General features: G+C 58.6%; 22 protein-coding genes and 1 tRNA gene. 5 read left to right on the plus strand and 18 right to left on the minus strand.

Annotated elements, in window-relative coordinates:
* The 17 genes from E4662_RS24295 to E4662_RS05390 form a co-directional block, all read right to left on the minus strand.
* On the minus strand, window positions 1-331 hold a 331-nt coding region (locus E4662_RS24295; protein ID WP_240705130.1), incomplete at its 3' end, for a hypothetical protein.
* 73 nt (window positions 332-404) lie between these two features.
* Window positions 405-1,658 (minus strand): phage major capsid protein, encoded by a 1,254-nt coding sequence (locus tag E4662_RS05315; RefSeq protein WP_136440312.1) that lies wholly within the window; start codon window positions 1,656-1,658, stop codon window positions 405-407.
* 11 nt (window positions 1,659-1,669) lie between these two features.
* Window positions 1,670-2,356, minus strand: coding sequence for an HK97 family phage prohead protease (locus E4662_RS05320; protein ID WP_420819258.1), 687 nt, complete (start codon window positions 2,354-2,356; stop codon window positions 1,670-1,672).
* Window positions 2,349-3,542: a phage portal protein gene (locus E4662_RS05325; protein WP_136440314.1), complete on the minus strand. Its 1,194-nt coding sequence runs from the start codon at window positions 3,540-3,542 to the stop codon at window positions 2,349-2,351. Before E4662_RS05325 ends, E4662_RS05320 begins: the two co-directional genes overlap by 8 nt.
* Window positions 3,542-5,266 carry a terminase large subunit gene (locus tag E4662_RS05330; protein WP_136440316.1) on the minus strand — a complete coding sequence of 575 codons (1,725 nt, stop codon included), beginning with the start codon at window positions 5,264-5,266 and terminating at the stop codon, window positions 3,542-3,544. The genes E4662_RS05325 and E4662_RS05330 overlap by 1 nt, the downstream gene beginning before the upstream one ends.
* On the minus strand, window positions 5,247-5,771 hold the full coding sequence (locus tag E4662_RS05335; protein WP_168797900.1) for a hypothetical protein: 525 nt from the start codon (window positions 5,769-5,771) through the stop codon (window positions 5,247-5,249). The genes E4662_RS05330 and E4662_RS05335 overlap by 20 nt, the downstream gene beginning before the upstream one ends.
* A 102-nt stretch (window positions 5,772-5,873) precedes the next feature.
* Window positions 5,874-6,239 (minus strand): HNH endonuclease, encoded by a 366-nt coding sequence (locus E4662_RS05340; protein ID WP_136440320.1) that lies wholly within the window; start codon window positions 6,237-6,239, stop codon window positions 5,874-5,876.
* A 2-nt stretch (window positions 6,240-6,241) separates the two neighbouring features.
* Window positions 6,242-6,496 (minus strand): hypothetical protein, encoded by a 255-nt coding sequence (locus E4662_RS05345; RefSeq protein ID WP_136440323.1) that lies wholly within the window; start codon window positions 6,494-6,496, stop codon window positions 6,242-6,244.
* Window positions 6,497-6,631: 135 nt separating this feature from the next.
* Window positions 6,632-6,710: transfer RNA gene (locus E4662_RS05350), tRNA-Met, on the minus strand.
* Window positions 6,711-6,942: 232 nt separating this feature from the next.
* Window positions 6,943-7,650: a hypothetical protein gene (locus E4662_RS05355; protein ID WP_136440325.1), complete on the minus strand. Its 708-nt coding sequence runs from the start codon at window positions 7,648-7,650 to the stop codon at window positions 6,943-6,945.
* A gap of 472 nt (window positions 7,651-8,122) precedes the next feature.
* Window positions 8,123-10,027 carry a DNA primase family protein gene (locus E4662_RS05360; protein ID WP_168797901.1) on the minus strand — a complete coding sequence of 635 codons (1,905 nt, stop codon included), beginning with the start codon at window positions 10,025-10,027 and terminating at the stop codon, window positions 8,123-8,125.
* Complete coding sequence (locus E4662_RS05365; protein ID WP_136440329.1) at window positions 10,024-10,710, minus strand: hypothetical protein; 687 nt, start codon at window positions 10,708-10,710, stop codon at window positions 10,024-10,026. The genes E4662_RS05360 and E4662_RS05365 overlap by 4 nt, the downstream gene beginning before the upstream one ends.
* A complete protein-coding gene (locus E4662_RS05370; protein ID WP_136440331.1) occupies window positions 10,710-11,849 on the minus strand; it encodes a DUF7146 domain-containing protein in 1,140 nt (379 codons plus the stop codon). Before E4662_RS05370 ends, E4662_RS05365 begins: the two co-directional genes overlap by 1 nt.
* Window positions 11,846-12,034 (minus strand): hypothetical protein, encoded by a 189-nt coding sequence (locus E4662_RS05375; RefSeq protein WP_136440332.1) that lies wholly within the window; start codon window positions 12,032-12,034, stop codon window positions 11,846-11,848. Before E4662_RS05375 ends, E4662_RS05370 begins: the two co-directional genes overlap by 4 nt.
* Complete coding sequence (locus E4662_RS05380; RefSeq protein WP_136440334.1) at window positions 12,027-12,353, minus strand: hypothetical protein; 327 nt, start codon at window positions 12,351-12,353, stop codon at window positions 12,027-12,029. The genes E4662_RS05375 and E4662_RS05380 overlap by 8 nt, the downstream gene beginning before the upstream one ends.
* On the minus strand, window positions 12,350-13,057 hold the full coding sequence (locus E4662_RS05385) for a DNA-methyltransferase (protein WP_136440336.1): 708 nt from the start codon (window positions 13,055-13,057) through the stop codon (window positions 12,350-12,352). The genes E4662_RS05380 and E4662_RS05385 overlap by 4 nt, the downstream gene beginning before the upstream one ends.
* Window positions 13,054-13,278 (minus strand): hypothetical protein, encoded by a 225-nt coding sequence (locus E4662_RS05390; RefSeq protein ID WP_136440338.1) that lies wholly within the window; start codon window positions 13,276-13,278, stop codon window positions 13,054-13,056. The genes E4662_RS05385 and E4662_RS05390 overlap by 4 nt, the downstream gene beginning before the upstream one ends.
* Before the next feature lie 923 nt (window positions 13,279-14,201).
* Between E4662_RS05390 and E4662_RS05400 the strand changes: the two genes are divergently transcribed.
* Window positions 14,202-14,978, plus strand: a complete 777-nt coding sequence (locus E4662_RS05400) for a helix-turn-helix domain-containing protein (protein ID WP_136440342.1) — start codon at window positions 14,202-14,204, stop codon at window positions 14,976-14,978.
* Here E4662_RS05400 and E4662_RS05405 read toward each other — a convergent pair.
* A complete protein-coding gene (locus E4662_RS05405; RefSeq protein ID WP_136440344.1) occupies window positions 14,914-15,639 on the minus strand; it encodes a hypothetical protein in 726 nt (241 codons plus the stop codon). The two genes, E4662_RS05400 and E4662_RS05405, sit on opposite strands and share 65 nt — an antisense overlap.
* A 226-nt stretch (window positions 15,640-15,865) precedes the next feature.
* Between E4662_RS05405 and E4662_RS24005 the strand changes: the two genes are divergently transcribed.
* The 4 genes from E4662_RS24005 (at window position 15,866) to E4662_RS05430 (ending at window position 17,441) form a co-directional block, all read left to right on the plus strand.
* Window positions 15,866-16,333 (plus strand): hypothetical protein, encoded by a 468-nt coding sequence (locus E4662_RS24005; protein WP_168797902.1) that lies wholly within the window; start codon window positions 15,866-15,868, stop codon window positions 16,331-16,333.
* A gap of 114 nt (window positions 16,334-16,447) precedes the next feature.
* Complete coding sequence (locus tag E4662_RS05420; protein WP_136440350.1) at window positions 16,448-16,963, plus strand: hypothetical protein; 516 nt, start codon at window positions 16,448-16,450, stop codon at window positions 16,961-16,963.
* Window positions 16,960-17,247 carry a hypothetical protein gene (locus tag E4662_RS05425; RefSeq protein ID WP_136440352.1) on the plus strand — a complete coding sequence of 96 codons (288 nt, stop codon included), beginning with the start codon at window positions 16,960-16,962 and terminating at the stop codon, window positions 17,245-17,247. The genes E4662_RS05420 and E4662_RS05425 overlap by 4 nt, the downstream gene beginning before the upstream one ends.
* A complete protein-coding gene (locus E4662_RS05430) occupies window positions 17,244-17,441 on the plus strand; it encodes a hypothetical protein (protein WP_136440354.1) in 198 nt (65 codons plus the stop codon). Before E4662_RS05425 ends, E4662_RS05430 begins: the two co-directional genes overlap by 4 nt.
* Window positions 17,442-17,471: the final 30 nt, after the last annotated feature.

Below are 17,471 nucleotides of genomic sequence, written 5' to 3' on the forward strand. Positions count from 1 at the left end.
CAGCGGCCTTGTCAGCAGCGGCCTTGTCAGCAGCGGCCTTGTCAGCAGCGGCCTTGTCAGCAGCGGCCTTGTCAGCAGCGGCCTTGTCAGCAGCGGCCTTGTCAGCAGCGGCCTTGTCAGCAGCGGCCTTGTCAGCAGCGGCGCCGGTTTGGTCTTCGCCCAAACCGAGCGCCTCACGAACCGTCACCACGTCTTCTTCGCACAGATACCCAAGATCCAGCGCAGCTTTGGCAGCAACCGAGTTTGGCTTGAGCTCGCTTTCAGGGGTGAAGGTCACGGGATATGCCGAACCGGGGATAACTGCCCGGAAAGATTTGATTGGTTTGATCATGTCATTTCCTCACGAAAAACCCCGCGAAGACCGGCTTCGCGGGGCGGATGAACTTAGTTCCTTGGATGCCCGATCAGGCAGCGCATTTCAGGAACTTGGCGGCGTCGTCATTGGTTGGCGTGCCACCCAGACGCTGGCGGATATGCCACTTCTTGTATCCGGGTTTGGTGATTTCGTCCGGAGTGATGCGCAGATCGTGGCGTTCGACCAGGGTATAGGCCTTTTCGAAGTCACCAAACGCGATCGGCGTACTGTTTGCCGCGATATCGGGCATCGCTTCGGCGGTCGCGACCGGATAGCCCAGCAAGGAAGCCGGCTGGCCGACCACCAGGCTGTCGGTCCACAGAAAGCGGTCGTTGCCGTCCTTCATGGTGCGAACCTTGCGGGTGCTGAACGAATTCAGCAACCAGTTGGCGTTCATCCGGTATTGCGCCTTCAGCAGATAGACCAGCTCGATCAGTTTATCGGCCGTGCCGATATCGTCGGCCACACCGGACGCCAGGAACTGATACACCATGTCGGTGCGCGACCCGTCCGGATCGGCCACCGGCGCGGTGCCCAGCATGCCCAAGGGCTTTTTGGTGCCGTCGCCGTCGATGATGGCGACATCGCGGGCATTGGCGAAAGCCACACGAGCCGAATCCGCCAGCCAGTTTTCGATATTGAAGAACACGTCGTCCAGTTGTTCTTCTTGTGCTTCCGGATAGGCATAGACCGTGCCCATAGCCGGTTCGGCCTCGTAGACATCCGGCTTACCGGTGGCTGCGCGTGCATCGCCAGCGCCAACCCAGCCGAAGCCCATACCGCCCTTGTCAACGAGTTCCTTGTAATCGCTGGTGCCGACCTGAACCACTTTGACCAGGCCTGCCATGACGCTGTCGTCATTGGTCTTAGTCTGGATTTCTTCCGCAATCATTGTCGGAACGCCCACACCAGAACCCGAGCCGGTGGCCGACCCCAAGGCCTTCTTTTCGGCCTCTTTCACATCGGCTTCCAGCGCTGGCACACCGCGGCCGCGCATGTAGTCGATGAAGGCCGTCTTGTGGGCGATCTGATCTTCATTCGGGCCGTCATCAGTGCCGGCACCGCGGCGACCAGCTTTCAGAGATGCCTCTTCGGCCAGTTCCTTGGCTTCCTTCAGCTCCGCAAGATATTCGGTTTCCAACTTCTGGCGCTTTTCGTCCAGATCGGTCACCAACGCTTCCAGCTTGGCAAACGATTCCTTGTCCACGGAATCGCCTTGAAGCTTCTTCACTTCGTCGCGAAGGGTTTGCGTTCCAGAGGCCTGCGCTTCAATCGCGGCCTTCACTTCTGCAAGAGTTGCCATGTGTTTTCCTCCTATGACAACGAGTTCATGAGGCTGTCGGCCTGAACGGCTTCCAGCAGTTCCGAGAAGTCCTCATCGCCCGAGTCACTCAGGGCCTGAACACCTTTGAAGCCGTCCCGCATCAGGGCGCTGACGACACTGCGCGACATCTTCGAATCCCTCAGAAGTTGACGCTCAAATTCCCGTTGCGACATGGCTGCGGCCTTCACCGCGTCGATGGTCGCTTCGGGGTTCATCGGAAAGGTCACTAGCGACACTTCCCAAAGTTCTGCCTTTTCGATCACGCGGACCCAACGGTCATCCACCTTGGCTTCGCGGAATTCCAATGTGCGGTAGCCGATCGACAAACCGTCGATAGCTCCGGCTTTCACCAGTGCGGAAGCTTCGCGACCCCGTTCAACGTCGCCCAGAATCCGCCCCTTGACCCAAAGACCCTTGTCGTCCTCTTTGACCTCTTCCCACACTCCGATCGGATTGTATGGGTCATGCTGCCAAAGCATTTTGATCTTGGCACCACCGTTCAAACTCTCAGCGAACGCACCGGCTTCAACAATGTCATGCCCGCGGTCAATATTGCCGAAAATGGCACCGTACCCTTCCACGGTGCCATCCTTAGCGGCCTTGAATTCCGGGACTGCAAGTCCCTCAGCCACTTCAACGGCCGACTTGCTTTCCATCGGGTTACAACGATCAGTCATCTTCGTCGCCGTCCTTTTCTTCTTTGGGATTGGGGTTTGTCAAAAGCGGGAACGCTGGATCGTTGCTGACGCCTTGGGTTGGCAAGTCCTCAAGCTTGGCAACGGTCAGCGGTGACATCGCGCCGACCGTTCGAAGAGCAACGTAGAGTTTACCTCTTTCGGCCGGCGAACCCTGCAAGAGGCCCTGCAGAGCAACGTCGCAATAGTATCCCTCGCGCACTCGATTTTCGCCCAAAGCGTCCTTCTCAAACGTCTGCTTGAAGCGTTTTACCCAAGGCAAAACGCAGTCCTGCACATGAATGATGTTCCAGGTGTAGGCACTGGCGTTGTTGTGGTCGGTGATGGCGTGCATGAGGCGAGCAGGCTGCACCCGGTAGGCACTTGCAATTTGAGTTACGACCCGAGAGTAGGTTTCATCCTGCTGGAGTTCCCCGGGCGTCATGCTCAGACGGATGTAATTCAGTTTCCCAAGGTCAACGGGCATAAGACCGCCATCGCCAGACTGGCCGAAATAGCTTTTGATCCGGCGAACAAATGTGTCGGCCTTGTCCTGCGATGTCAGTCCTTCTGAACTGATAATTCCGTTTGGACGCCCTGCCTTCCTGGCGATGCTGGTCATCATCAGATCAAGGCGGCGGGCCAGATCAATGGATTGGCGCGCCGCCTGGGTGATGTTCAAACCCAGCTGCGGACCGCGCAACACGATAAGCTCGCTGCGCGGAACGTTTTCCCACTTCCCATTCTGAAGCCGGATAGACCATTGGTTCCTTTCACAGCGCCACGATCCGTGAGGAACCGGTGTTGCCTCACGGGCTTTCCCACCGACTCTGTTCAGATGCGTAACTCCAATGCCGTGGAGCGCTGCCGCCGCGACAAGCGCTTCGATCCACTCCATTGATGTGAAACCATCATCAACTTCATTGGCTTGTTTCCCAATTCGGCTCAGCAGGATGTGTTCCGGCTGGTCGTGGGCTGTCTCACTGCCCTCATCCGTTGATCTTTTGAGCTTTGCCGGCAGTTTCGCCACATCTTCGGATATCACACGCACCGCAGCAAAGACCGCCATCACGCCGAAGGCTTGACGAGCCGACACCTTGATGGCCGGCGCGCCGCCAGCCACACCATTGTCGATGGCCTCAAGGATTCGCGCCTCCACGGCTGATTTTCTCTGAAAAAAACGGAACATCAGACAAGCACCTCTTCCATGTCCAAGAGCAAGGAGCCGTTGCCTGCCGCCTTCGGGTGCCAAGACATCAATTCCGCTGCGTCCAAGGTCGACATCAACCCGTCGATTTTGCCCGCTCCACTCTCTTCTTTGGAGGGATACTGGGCGTTTCCGCGTTGATAGACGCGAGTGTTCTCGACGCACCACGCCATGATGTCTTGACCAGCATGTCGGAAAGTTCGTCCCTTCAACTTCACTGCTACGGTGCCTGCGATGTTGTTCAGCTTGTAGCCTTGCGAAACCCCCTGAAGGTCAGACGCTGCGTCAAAACCCGCGCTCTCCAAAGCGTCAACGGCCAGGTTGGCACCCCCGCCTGCGGCATCGACACCGATCTTTTTCCCTTCCGGGAAAAGCCCCAATGCTCTGATTTGTTTGCAAGTCTCCGCAATCTCCGCATAGGCTTCCGCCTCAAGATCGTGGACCATGACAAGGTCCTGCGCCTTTTCAAAGTCTTCCAAAGCCGAGGCGATCGACTTGCGCCGCTCCAAGACAATCCAATCCGCCCACAGCTTTGACCAGCTCAACCAGATGTCCGTCCCGGTCTTTCGGCCAACCAACGAAAACGCCAGCAAGTCATCCTGTCCGCCGGGATCAATTCCCGCCGTGATGACCTCGCATTCCGAAAGCAAACTCTCAAAGGTCAGATCCGGCTCCACCGCGCCAAGCCAAAAGTCCGCGCCAGTCCAACGATCATTGTGCAGACCAACACCGATCTCGATGTTCAAGTGCTGGCTGACCCAGATTTGCTCGGCTTCTTTCGATGCGGCGCCATTGTTTTCATAGTCCGCGACCAGACGCGCGAGGCTTATCGACTTGTGCAAATTCGGTAGGACCAGAGGCCAGTTTTTCTGATCCCGCCAAAATGTCTCGTCTTTCTGAAGTTGCACCGGAAACTCGTACAACACCGGCAACATAATCGGGTTCGGCCCCGACCTGCCGTCACGAATTTTCCGAGCCTTGTCGAGCTCCGCTCGCCAAATTCCCGCAGGGCGTTCATCAGACTGAGTTGTGATGAACAGCACTTGCCCGCCGGTCATGGTGATCCCACCGCCACGAATCTGCTGCATCACCTTCTGAGCCTTCGGCTTCTTTCCCAGTTCGTGAAGTTCATCAATGATTGTGAGAAGGGGAATTTCGCCGGTGATAATCCCTGTATCAAAGGTCTTCACCTGCAGCTCTGTTCCCGTCTTGCGGCGCTTGATCGACTTGACGTTGTCCGTGATGTGGAAAATGGCATCGAGGTCAGGATCCAACCTGATCATAGCCTGCGCCTGGTCAAAGCACCTTGCCGAGATGTTCTGGCTCGGCCCAATCAAGAGCATCTGCCCGTTCGGCGTTTCCTCCATGTAAAGTGCTGTGATCCCCAAGGCCGCACTATACGTTGATTTCGAACTCTTCTTTGGAACGAGACACAACAGTTCCCAGACCAGCCGTTCTTTCGTTTCCGGATCCTCGCTGGCCAGAAATGCCACCAAGACATCCCGGAACCATTCTCCGCACGCCTCGGACAAAGGAGGATTTCCTTGCACGTCAGGCAAACGCAGGCGGTTGAAGAAGGTCAAAGCCTTCGCGGCCCGCTCTTCATTCAAAGGGATTTCCGAAATCGGAGTTTCGCCGCGTTGGATTTTTTCCCACCAATCAGGGCAGGAAAAACGCGGCAAGGTTTCAGTGGCGTCGAGTGGCATTTGCCTCGCCCTGAATTTGCTCCAAGAGACGTTGTTCGGCATCCTGAGCAGCCTGTTTGTCTTGGTCTTTCTTTCCCAGTCGCTCTTGTTTTGCAGGGGCTTGCTTTTCCCCCAGCCCCGGTCGGCCCACCCTCGTCTCGGCCATCATCAAATCGTTCTTTTCGACCAGATTTTCGAAGAAGCGCATCGCACCAACGTTGCCTGAAGAAGCGGCAGAAAACGCCATCATCAATTGACGCGCCCGCAGCTGATCTCGGGCGAAATCCCGAGTTTGGAGCTCGGATCTAAAATGCCGTTTGAGCGTAGGTTCCGAGATGGTCTTGCCAGTGCGCGGATCCCGAATAACGGAAGCGATGCGCGAGTTCGACCAACCCATGGCCAGTAACATACTGACTTTATGCGCATTTTCCTCCGTCCTTTCAAAAGGCGGGCGTCCCTTCGTTCTAGGCTTGGCAAAAACGACATTCCCGAACAGGTCTACGCTGGTCGAATTTTCATCTGGCAAGAAAAAAATCTCCGAAAGCTAGGGATGCGGGTCTAGGGTCTGGCACCTTCCAGACTTTTGACCGCCCCCCCCCTTCATTGATGGTTGGTGATGCGCCGGGCGTCAGTATTGCCCGCGCTTCTCGATGCTTTGCTTGACCCTGTCATGGTAGTCCTTGGACACCGCATGCAGGTTGTCTTCGTCCCAGAACAGCTCCGGGTCGCCGCGATGGGGCCTCTTGTGGTCCACCACCGGGCTATTCGGCGCGGGATACTTGCCGACCAACGCCACACCGGTGGCTTGGCAAATGTATCCGTCGCGCTTCAGCACTTTGCGCCGCAGCTTCTGCCATCGCGCCGTCTTGTACCAGCTCCGCCACGCTTGGGTTTGATCCCGGTGGCGAGACCGTTCTGCCTCTGACTTCGGTGATCTGCCCAAGCGCGACGGCATGGAACCCAGACGCGGCTGTGCCGCAGACAAGCGACCCACCGTCAGACCGGGTCAGGCTCCGGGCCAACACTCAGCATCATCGGTGCTGGCGTCGTGCCGTCGATATGAACGTGGATCGCGGCACCGGCATTCAGAGCCTTCAGCTCTTCCGGAGACGGGAACCAAGCGCTGGTCATGGTTGGAACCTCGCCGCCGGCGACGTCGCAGTGTCGCGTCCCGTCACGCAATGGCAACCCAAGGAAGCCTTGGGACTTGCCGCAGATGCGGGTCACGCCTTCGATTGTTCCAATGTCCATTGTTGCCGTCCTCATTGTCGCAGCACAGCCCCTATCCCGATCAGGGCTGTGCCACTTGCCTGCGGTTTCAGCCGACTTACTGGCCCAGCGGTTATCTGGCTTCCGGTGTGATCCGGCGGGATGCCTCTCTGGTATTGGTTGCGCGGGCCGGATTTGAACCGGCGACCTCTTGGGTATGAACCAAGCGGGCTGACCAGACTGCCCCACCGCGACACACTTTCAGGTGGGCCGGACGCTAACCCGGCTATGATGGTTTAGGACAGGCGTTGCTCTCGGCTTACCGCCCTCATTCGTCTACCTCACGGCTCTGGTCCGTCCGTGACCGGCTCCATCTGCGATCCTGCGTGTCTGCTTTCCACGCCGCCACCTGAAACGAAAACGCGCCCGACAGTTTCCTGCGGGCGCAATTCGGTTCGCTGCCATAGAGTCAAGATATTGAACTTGTGTCAACGGTTATTTTGCCAAGGGGCCATCGGCGGCATGTGATCCGACAGGACGTAACGGCTCAACTCCACGCCTCTCAGACCCGCTGAGACCGCCAACAGCCCACCCCACCAATCCAGATATGCTCGCCGCGCACTGGCGATCTGGCAGGCGCTCGGCACCCAATGACACGGGACATAGAGTTCTTCGCGGCGACGGCGACGGCCTCGCAGGACGTATTCCACCACCTGAAGCACCGCAGTCTTGCCATGCTGCCCCGCTCGGGTTCGCTTGCCCCATTCCTTTGGCTGAAGACGCTGCTCCCCCAAATCCCAGTTTGGGATCGTGCAGGCGCGGGCCAGCTCCGCCATTCGGACAGCAAGATGAAACGGCACGGCGTTGCGCAGGATCGTCGCGACCAGTTCGGCATCATCATGTGGATTGCTTCGGCCGAACGAAGTGTCGGGACGCACGCCCTCTCCTCTTCGCCTCCCCAATGCCAACTGTTGTGACACCCGATATTCCGCCCCGGCGGCAGGCAAGCCTATCCCGAGGGCAGCGCCCACTTCATCGAAGTCGAGCGTGGCGCATTCCGTCGCGAAGGCCCATTCCAGCAGGCTGCGCACCGATATGATTTCCCGCCCGCTGTCATCTAAGGCCCGCGTTGGACCGTCCGCCAATTCCAGTGCGCGAAGCGCCGCTTCACCCTTCCCAACTGCTTGAAGCTTCATGCCTGCCCCCTTTTTACCAGATTTTGTTGTTTCGATTGATGAGGAAACGAGATGTTGATTCTCGATGGAATAGACAGGGTCGGACGGGTCTGAAACGCCAAAGACAGGGTCCGAAATGATCGGAACATGCAGCCCGCCAACCGCCTGACATTGCGTGACAATATGGGCGGATCACGGCCCGAACGGCCCGAACGGCCCGAGACGGCAGGTAACGCATGGGGCTGCTCTTTTTCCCCAAACCCCGGATTGTCAGTCGCGCGCGCGTTAGGCCGCATTTCGGACCGTTCGGGCCGGTCCAGCCGAAACCGACCGACAAGGCGTTGACTTGCAAAGATCTTCCCCAAACCCCGCATCCGAACTTTCGGACCCGACAAGGCAGTTTCAGACCGGTCGGACCGGCCTGTTTTCCGAAGGAAGGTAAAGGGGTGCGGGGTGCGGGCGGCGGCGCGGCCGAGGCTATGCCGCCGAAGCGTCATGTGGTGTAGTCCTCGCCACTCGACGAAGAGCCGCCGGACGATGCGGTGAATGCGACAGGGCGTCCCTGGTTGTTGCGCGGCGCGTCATCATAGGCGCGGCGGAACATGTCGGTGAAGCAAATGCCCCGATAGCCCGTCACGTCGCGCTTGCCCTTGGTAAAGGGGCGGTTCGTGGTCGGGTCGCGGTAGCGGCCTGCCTCGGCCTTGAACTTGAGCGATACGGTGCGCTGGCCCCACATGCCTTCGCCGCGCTGATCCATCCACAGATTGAATCCGTCGATCAGCTCGCGGGCAGACAGAAAGTCATCACTGGCGCCGCTGACAACGCAGCATTCGGCCAGGAAGGTGCCGATCGGGTCGCTGTCAGCGCGATAGTCCTGCGTTGCTTCCAGAACCTGATCGGGTTCCTGCAGGCCACCTTCAAGAAAGGCCATCAACCCTTCGATCAGCCAGTTCAGGATGCCGGCGCGCTCTTCCCACAGCTTGTCGATCAGCTTTTCGTCGCGCTCGGCCTCGGGGATTTGCACGTCGAAGGGCACCAGCAGCACCCGGCGCCAGATGCCGTCATCGGTGCCCCGGATATCGGGCTTGTGGTTGCCGCTGATCGTCAGCTTGAAATAGGGGCGCACTTCGATGAAGTCGGAATGCAGCTGGCGCACCAGGATCGGTTCGCCGCCCGTCATCTCTTTGATCATGCCTTCCTGCAGCCGGTCGCCTTCCTCGGGTTCCGACGCCAAGGCGGCACGCGCGCCCACCAGGGGCATCAGGTCGGGCGTGGCATCGGCCCCGCTCTTGTTGTTGCGCCCGGTCAGCGACTTGATCTTCACCGTGGTGGCATAATCCCCCAACAGGCGGTTCATCAGGTCCGACAGGACGGATTTGCCGTTCGCGCCCTTGCCATACTGGAACACGAATTTCTGCACCGGGGTCGCGGTCATACACAGACCCCACCAGCGCTGCAGGAAAGCCCGCATTTCGGGATCGGGCTGCACCCGCCGCATGAAGGCATCGAACCTCGGACAGGTCGCGTGCCTGTCGAATTCGGCCGGCATCAGCTTGGTGATGAACTGCGGATGGTTCCGCCCCTCGACCGGCACTTCGCGCGCATGATCGATGATTTCGACATCGGCCACCTTGCCGCTGCTTTCAGGTCGCAGATCGGTCACGCGAAACCGCAGAATGCCGCTTTCGGTGTTCACAGTCAGCGGGTCGGCGTCCAGGTCTTCGACCTCGCGGCCGAGACTGGTGGTTGCCTCTGTCAGCAGCGCATCGATCCGGCCTTTGTTGCCGGTCGATTTGGCGAAGCTGCGGTGGTCCGACTTCATGCCGGCCCGTCGATCTTTCAGCTTGTGAATCCACTTCATCTGCTGGTCGAGATCATCCAGTTCGATTTCCTCTTCGACGGTCAGCTTTTCGCCACCGTCACCCGCCTTGTCGGCCATCGCCTTTTTCAGGCGCAGCTGGTCAAGGCGCGGCCGCACGATGGATTCGCGCTCGATTTGCTCGAGCTGCCAATCTTCCAGCACCACATGCGGGATTTCTTCGATGATGCGGCGCTGGATCGACTGCGCGTGCCGGCGAACGGCGATGCCGTCAGGGTCCAGCTTCCAGCGCTTTTCATCCCAGATGTGCCAGCCGACGCGGGGCACATACATGGCGTGATCGCCGCAATAGAGCGCAAAGCGCGACCCGTTTCCGGTATCGTTCAGCGGAAGGCGCGCGCCCTCGATCGACGGGCCTTGATCGTCATCAGGGTCGGAATATCCGCCGAAATCATCCGGGGTGCGGGGCGGCGGGCCATCCATGTGGCCACCATCATCGGGCGGCGCAAGACCTTCGGCCGGCGAGATATCTTCGGCCGCATCGAAGGTCTTGCGGACATCATCAATATTGCCTGTCATGCTGCCACCTTCCTTGCGTGCAAGCCCCATTGTGCGGCCGCGGCCCGTGCCACACCGGGATAGGTCTTGCTGCGTAGCTTCGCCCGGTTTGGCCCCGGCGGCATGCGGAACACCTGTTGCCATTTTTTGTATTCGTCAGTGCCCCGCTTCGGCGGGGTCAACGCCCTGTCGGGCACCAGCTCGGGCAGACCGTGCAGATAGAACCCGGTCGCCTTGAACGCCGGATCGCCGAACTGGTGCGGCTGCACGATCTGCGGCTTCGGCAGGCCGCGAATGCGTTCCCGTGCCCATTTGTGCATGATCGGATTTTCGATCGCGCGCAGCGGGATCGGCGCGTGAAGACAGGCTTCGAACAGATCGCAGGCCGCATGGAACTCAGCAATCATGTCCGGCCAGGTCCGCCCCTTGGGAAGCTTCTTCGGATGCGTTTTATCGGGGCCATAAAGCCAGCGCTGGCCGGCCCGGCAAAGGCGGGTGCATGGCGGATGGGCGACGCACAGCAAGTGCCAGAACGGATCATCCAGCTGATCGCGGATGTCGCCCCGTATATGCCGGTTGGTCGGCGTGTCGGCCGGGTCTACGTCGCATGACCAGGCGTTGAACCCAAGCGCCCGGAAAGCCTCGCGCATTTCGCCACTGGTTTCGCAACCAATCAGCACGTTGATTTCCGAGGCATCGCGCATCAGTCGTCACACCCTTCGCCATCCGGCGCGCCGTCCATCAGCACGTCATTCAGATCGACCCCGGCGCCGGCATGCACGATCTGGCCCTGCAAGCCGGGGTTCAGCGCCATGGCCCGGCGAAGGCCGCATTCCAGCTTGGCGCGGGTCATTTTCGGATCGCTGTCGCCATCCATGATGAAGACCAGACGCTTGACCCAGAGCGGCGGCACGAAGGCGTCGGCGTCTGACATGTCGGGCAGACCGGAATAGCGCCTGCCCTTCACCCTCTGCATCCGGCCGGCCATGTTGCCCAAATCCACCCCGGCCCAATAGGCCGCATTGGCGAAAGGCTGTGCCGCCATGGCGGTCAACGTGGTCTCAACCCCTTCGCCCATGACCAGCGTGTCGGCGCCCTTTGGCGTAAGAAGCCGGATTGCACCGGACTTCTTCGACCCGCGGACCAGCTTGGCAGGCAGGCTTTCGCCCTCAAGGCTGATCCGGGCCTTGCCATGCGGCGGCGCGCGATCCACCCATGTCTGATGCACCGCGGTCAGCTCGCCGGCCGGCGACAGGATGCCCGCTACCATGCAGGGGCCGCGATGGGCCGTGACATATTCGCGGCCGACCTTTTTGACATAGGGGTGATCTACTATGAAGCGCAGGGCCTCGGGTATCTCAGGCAGCATGTCGGACGTGATGCCGCGCGCGAGCAGATAGGCCCGCACCACGCCCAGGCGACCGGGGCGCGCTTTCTTCCAGATCAAACGCGCGTCGGACACTGCCCGGCGACGGTAGCGATCCGCCTCTTCGCGCTGTTTCCGCTCAGCCTCGGCAGCAAGCTGGCGGCGGCGCTCCACTTCGCGCGGGTCCAACTCCGCTGGCTGGTCACCACAAAGCCACGACAGAGCGCCTTTGAAATCCAGGTTCAGCACCCCCATCGCCAGCGCGATTTGATCACCTCCGCGCAGATCGCACTTTCGGCACAGGAAAGCATTGGACCGCAGATTGATCCCGAACCGGTCGCGGCCGCCGCACAATGGGCACGGGCCAACCATTTCATTCGCCATCCGCTTCAGGCCCGCGATGCCCAAACGGTCGACCATTTCAGTCATCGGAATGGCCTTTGCTTCGATCAACCGCGGGTCTTCGGGGAAGCTCATTTCGCACCGCCTAATTCGCAACGTCGGCGCGCCAGGGCGGCTTGCTCATCGGCAGTCAAATTGCGGCTTTGCATCCGCAACCCGCCCACAAAACCCTGCCACTCGGCGATGGTCTCTAAACTGTTGATCTTGTCGGTAAGCGTGATCTTTTCGCCCCGGCGGAACTTGGCCATAAGGTCAACCATTGATGTCTGCCCTCCTCTGCCAAGCGAACAGGTCAACGGCATCCGAGCCAGCCAGTACCACTTCGGCTTCGCGCGGTGACACGCGATCGAGCCAGTCGGACAAAAACGCCTGCAGCTTTTCCGCCGCGTTGGCTGGGGCCAGCTCAACCGTCGCAAGGAATTCGGCGACCGCGTGGCAAGCCTCTTCGTCATGCGGCACCTGACGCAGCGCCGCGACGGCTAGGTCAATCCGGTCTCGCAATCCGCACTGGCCACATTTCGCCTTCATGGCCGCAGTGGTGACACACAGGCCGAAGGATATGACCGGGCTGTCGCTCATGTCAGCGCCTCGCGCACTCGCCTGCAGGCCGTGTCGAAATGCTCGCGCTCGATCTCGATGCCCAACCCGGCGCGCCCCGCCTCGATCGCGGCGACAAGCGTCGTGCCCGACCCCATGTAAGGATCCAGCACCACATCGCCGGGTTCACTGGAATTCTCGATATAGTGCCGCATCAGAGCGACCGGCTTTTCCGTCTTGTGGTTCCCAAGCCCCGGCCGATCAGCACGGAACAGCTGCTTTGATCCCAGGTTTCGGATCGGTCGCCCCTTGCCTTTCCAGAGATACAACACGAACTCGAGATGCTTCATATACCAGCGGTTCGGCGTCGGGCCGTGCTTGTCCCAGACCAGCAGATTATGGAACTTGAACCCAGCCCCCAAAAACGCACCAGCCGCCAGCATCAGGTTCTTGTCATTGACCATCACATAGGCGTCGGCATCGGGTTTTAACGCGCGATAGATCGGCCCGCCTGTGCGGTTCCATTCCGCCATCACCATCAGATCGCCAGAATTATCGTAGTCTTCGGGATCGAAGATCCCGGTCATGGTCTTGCCGTCAGTCTGACCTCGCCCGCCCGAAGTCAGGCGATAGGGATGATCTGTGCAAAGCAGATCAGCCGCGCCTCGATAGTCGGCCAAAACCTCTTGGGCATCGCCATGAATGAGTGTCACCGGCCCGATCTGAACCACGTCAGGCGCGCTCATCTCAGAACCTCAATCGCCTTTTCGCAGGCCCGGACGCGCCCGACATAAAAGCGCGCATATCGCCCACCATCCCGATCACGCAGCCCGCGATAGAATTTCAAACGGGACTGCCAACCGGCCAGATCAAGCTGTTCACTGTGATACCGCCCGGCTACGGTGACAAATCCCGAGCCTTCCGTGTGCAGGACGGAAAGCGGACCGATCTTGCAAACTTCGCTCACGCCGCACCCCCAAAAAAGAGAAAGGCCAGAAGAAAGGGGCGAACCTTCATGTGGCACCCCTTTCGCCAACGGAACGCCCTTGTCTTGGCTGCGGCCTTTGCTCGATGTTTCGGGTCGTTGGCGGGTCTTGTGTTTCTGTTTTGGTTTCGTGCACAAACTGTGCCGAGAAATGCTCCGGGCGCAAATCCACCCCACGCTCCCCAGCCTTAGCAAGAAGAGCTTTTTTGGCTGTCCGAGGAACCTCTCCATCGGTGCCGCCTTTTTCGGAGCCAAGCATCCACCGATACACGGAGGATCGGTTGCGCCCGGCCATCTCGGCGGTAGCGCCAACCCCCCCACATATCTTGATTACAGTTTTCGCAGGATCAAGCATGTTGCCTTTATTGCGATTATCGCGATAAATGGCAAGTATAGATTGTCGCGATTTTCGCGATAGAATGCTGATTGCGAATATCGCACATTGACCACTATGGACGTTATTGATGCAGAATGGATCAAGCGGCACTTGCCGAAAGAGCGTGGAGCGCAAGCAGCTCTAGCGCGGGCGACCGGCATTAGTCCGGATCACCTTTCTAAGATTCTTACTGGGGATAGGGCGGTTCAGGGACACGAAGTTCCGAAAATCTATCAGTACTTCTACCCCAATGAACAACCAGCTATCAGTGATCCCCGGCTTTCAGAACTCGTTGATCTATGGCACAAACTAGAGCCGGCAGAGCAGGATTTTCTGCGAAACGCTGCAAAAGCGCAGCTCGCTTCGCGGGATCCTTCTCGCGACTGATTGCTCTTAAGTCACTGACAATGTCTTCCAGATCAAACATCTTCAACCTACCTCTGGTTGAGGAACTTGATTGACGCCACCAATATCGTCAACTAATTTCCCCAGAAATTGTTTAAAAACCATTTCGCGGGAAAGAGAAGCTATGCCCAAGAAAGAAAAGCTAAGTCAGCTTGCCTTGAATCGTATCGCCTACTGCGCAGACGCGTCGGGCTTGGGGAAATCGTTTATTAGCGAGAGTGTGGGACAGGAGAAATCTTATCTCTCCGGCTTACTGCGTACAGGTCGAGAGCCTGGCGCTTCGACCCTTCATCGAATGGCTAAGCTGTTTGGTGTGTCTACTGACTTTCTATTGGGCTTCGACGACGAATTGAAAGTCTCAGCCAAAGAAACTACCGATCAATACGCTGCACGCCTGCTCTCAGACATCACTTCGGCCGCCGCGCGCTTAGCCGCAGCCAACGGGCAGCGACTGAATTTCAATCAAATACTTGAGTGGTGGCGGACTTCCGACCGGAAAATCAGCGGCTGTTCTGACGTGGAAGAACAGTTCGACCTGATCGAAGTTCCGGCTCAATGTGACGACTACGTAAAGCCACACAAAGTCGGCAAGCTATCCATGGCGGGCACTAGGGTTGGCCACACCGCAGACAGCCTGCAACGCGTAGTTTGGGCAATGCCTGAAGGAATGAGACGTCAACTTGTTGCGTCATACTATGACGCCTCCATCCAAGGCGAGAACTACAAAATCACCCCTCACCACATGGTTCTTGAAGTTCCGGAAATCGAAGCGACCATTCCTCTTTGCTACGACCGGTTGCTCTTGCCAGTAAGTGCTGGTGATGGCCGAAAATTCATCATCTCGCACTGCTATCCGGCGTCAGAAAACGGTGCAGAATTTCAGGGTCGCGTACGAATCTAGAAGCGATGTGCTCCAAGGTTCTTAAGTCATTTGCGACAAAGTATTCAGTCGAGAACCTTCTTTCGGGTGGGTCGCTCCAAATCTGTGCGCAAGGCACAATTGTGGTAAAGCCGTATTCACAAGGCTTACTTCTGTTTCCATCTTCCTCCCGGACAAAGGCGTGTATCCAATTCGGCCTCCAAAACAACGCAGAAAGCGCCTGAATATATAACAGAATTGCTCCAGAGACTCCGGGGATCCCCCGTGGTCCAACTGGAGCTTTCTCCAAGAAAAACTCGGCCAGATAAACGGTCGGTCCACGGATGGTGTCGGCGATCACAGGTGCCGGGTCCATCACATGCCCATGATCTTCCCCATACAACCTAAGGTAAGACGACTGCATGTGCCGACCGAGCGTGCGATCTCCAAGATCATAGAAATATGCACCGATGCCTCCTACGCATTTTCCGTTCATGTACGCGAGGATGCCGCCAGCGTCGTTCTCCCTGAAATCGAAAAATGCCGGATCAAACATGGGATGAGGCGGCAGTTTTCCAGCAGCCGTCATCAGTTCGTCAAATTCCGATACACTTTCAGAGTACCTTATTGAGATATCCAGATCGCCCAACCACTCACTGAGAAGAGCCAGGAGCGAGACCAAATCGTGTCGCTTCTTGGTCAAGGCGCGCACCTCTTTGTTGCGATCAAGGCGGCCTTCTGCCGCTCTCCATGTATGAACAATTTATTACCACGTTTGCAATGATGCGATTTTCGCAATTTTTGCTTTGACTTTATGTTGCGAATTTCGCAATAAATGTCTCGCGGTGCTGTACTTCGCTCACCACTCTCAGCTTTCAGCAGTTTGCGTAGACGAAAGCCGTGCCGCAGCGACCCCGATGGAGGCCCCCATGCAACACGATCCCCACACGCACACACCACGGCCGCTAAGTGACACCGGCCCCAACCAGCAGCTCAGCGCCAAAGGCACCGTCACCCTGACCGTCCAGCAGCTTACAGAAATCTGCACCAACGCCATGTTCGAGGCGCTGGCCAAGAAAGATCGGCAGGAGGCCATCGCAAGCACCCTGGCCGATGAACGGGAAATGGTCGAAGAAATCGCCAAAGCCGAGCGTGGGGAAACGCGCGGTCGGCATTCGCTGAGAGCGGAGATTGTCAGTAATCGTCTGGAATATCGAATCCTTCCGGCAAATCCCAGCTTTGAATTTCAGCGCGAAGAGCCTCCGGCACGTGTTCTTGGCATCGCCGCAGAAGCGCGGCGGCATCTTCAAGTTGACCTGTCAAGTTTTCTACCTGCTCGGATGCCTCGGAAAGCTCGGTCTCAAGACCTGAAACCTCCGTCTCAAGCCTCTGAGTGAACTCAAACAATTCGCTCTTGGGCCAAATCTTCAGCGCCTTCTGCCTCATACCTCTTCACCTTTCGAATCTGAAAACGCGGTCAGTTTGCGCCACAACTTGACGGGAGTCACCTCATGCATCACGACCCTCTAAACCTCGCCCAAACCGGCTTCAGAACCGCTGCCATGGCAGCGGCCACCGCGGCTGCAGTTCCGATCAAGCCACTTACCGCTCGCGAGGCTGTTCCAGACGACGCCCTGCGGCTCTTTGCAAAGGGAGAGCCATGCTGGTCGCAAGGCGTTATCTCGGAACAGTTCAGCGCCATGCTGGTCATGAGCCTCCCCGACATATGCGGCGAACTGCTGGCATGGCGCGCCGCCGGCCGCCGCGATCCGCAGCCCTTCCCCAACCCTCGCAACCACGCCGAAGAAATCGCAAACGCCCGCGCGGAAGCGGCGGCGGAGGTTGACGCCGATCCAATCGAACGGATCGAAGGGCTGGCCCAGCATGCCAGTGACGAACTCGCGGACACGAACCTGCACTTGGTCAACCTGACCGACGCCAGCATGCGGATTGAAGCCATGCTGTCCCAAGTGCTGACCGAGCTGACATTCAGGCAGGAAGGCAAGACGGACGGAGAAGTCGCATGATCCCGCATCAGGGCATCCCGCTGGACATCCCTCGCATTCAGGCCGCGTCAGAGCTGCTGTCCCAGATCAGCCCGGACGCCCAGCTGATCCAGCTTCAGAACCTTTGCGAAAACAACGGTATCTGGACGGTGCCCGACGATCACAGCCGCTATAGCCCGGTTCTGTTTGAGGTCTCGCTGTTTGGCGTTCCCGCCATCGCAGATACCGCCGAGGACCTGCCCAGAAACTGGCTGCGCGCGGCGGGCAACATCTTGAAAGACCAGCCGCAAGGATCCGGCCTATGAACGATGCGACCCGCCAAGCCCTCGCAAACGCAGCCGAGGAATGCGCACAGGTCGCGCAAACCTTCGCCAGCTCGACTGCCGAAAAACGGATCGCGCAGCTCTGCGAAGAGCGCATTCTCAACCTGATCACCGCCGCAGAACCAGCCGCAGTCTCAGCCGTCTCTCGGATCATCAACGAAAGAGACGCGCTATGAACAGTTGCTCCCCTCAGCGCCCTCGCAGCC

Origin of the sequence: Pacificoceanicola onchidii, from assembly GCF_004804335.1 — a bacterium.
GTDB classification, from domain to species: Bacteria; Pseudomonadota; Alphaproteobacteria; order Rhodobacterales; family Rhodobacteraceae; genus Pacificoceanicola; species Pacificoceanicola onchidii.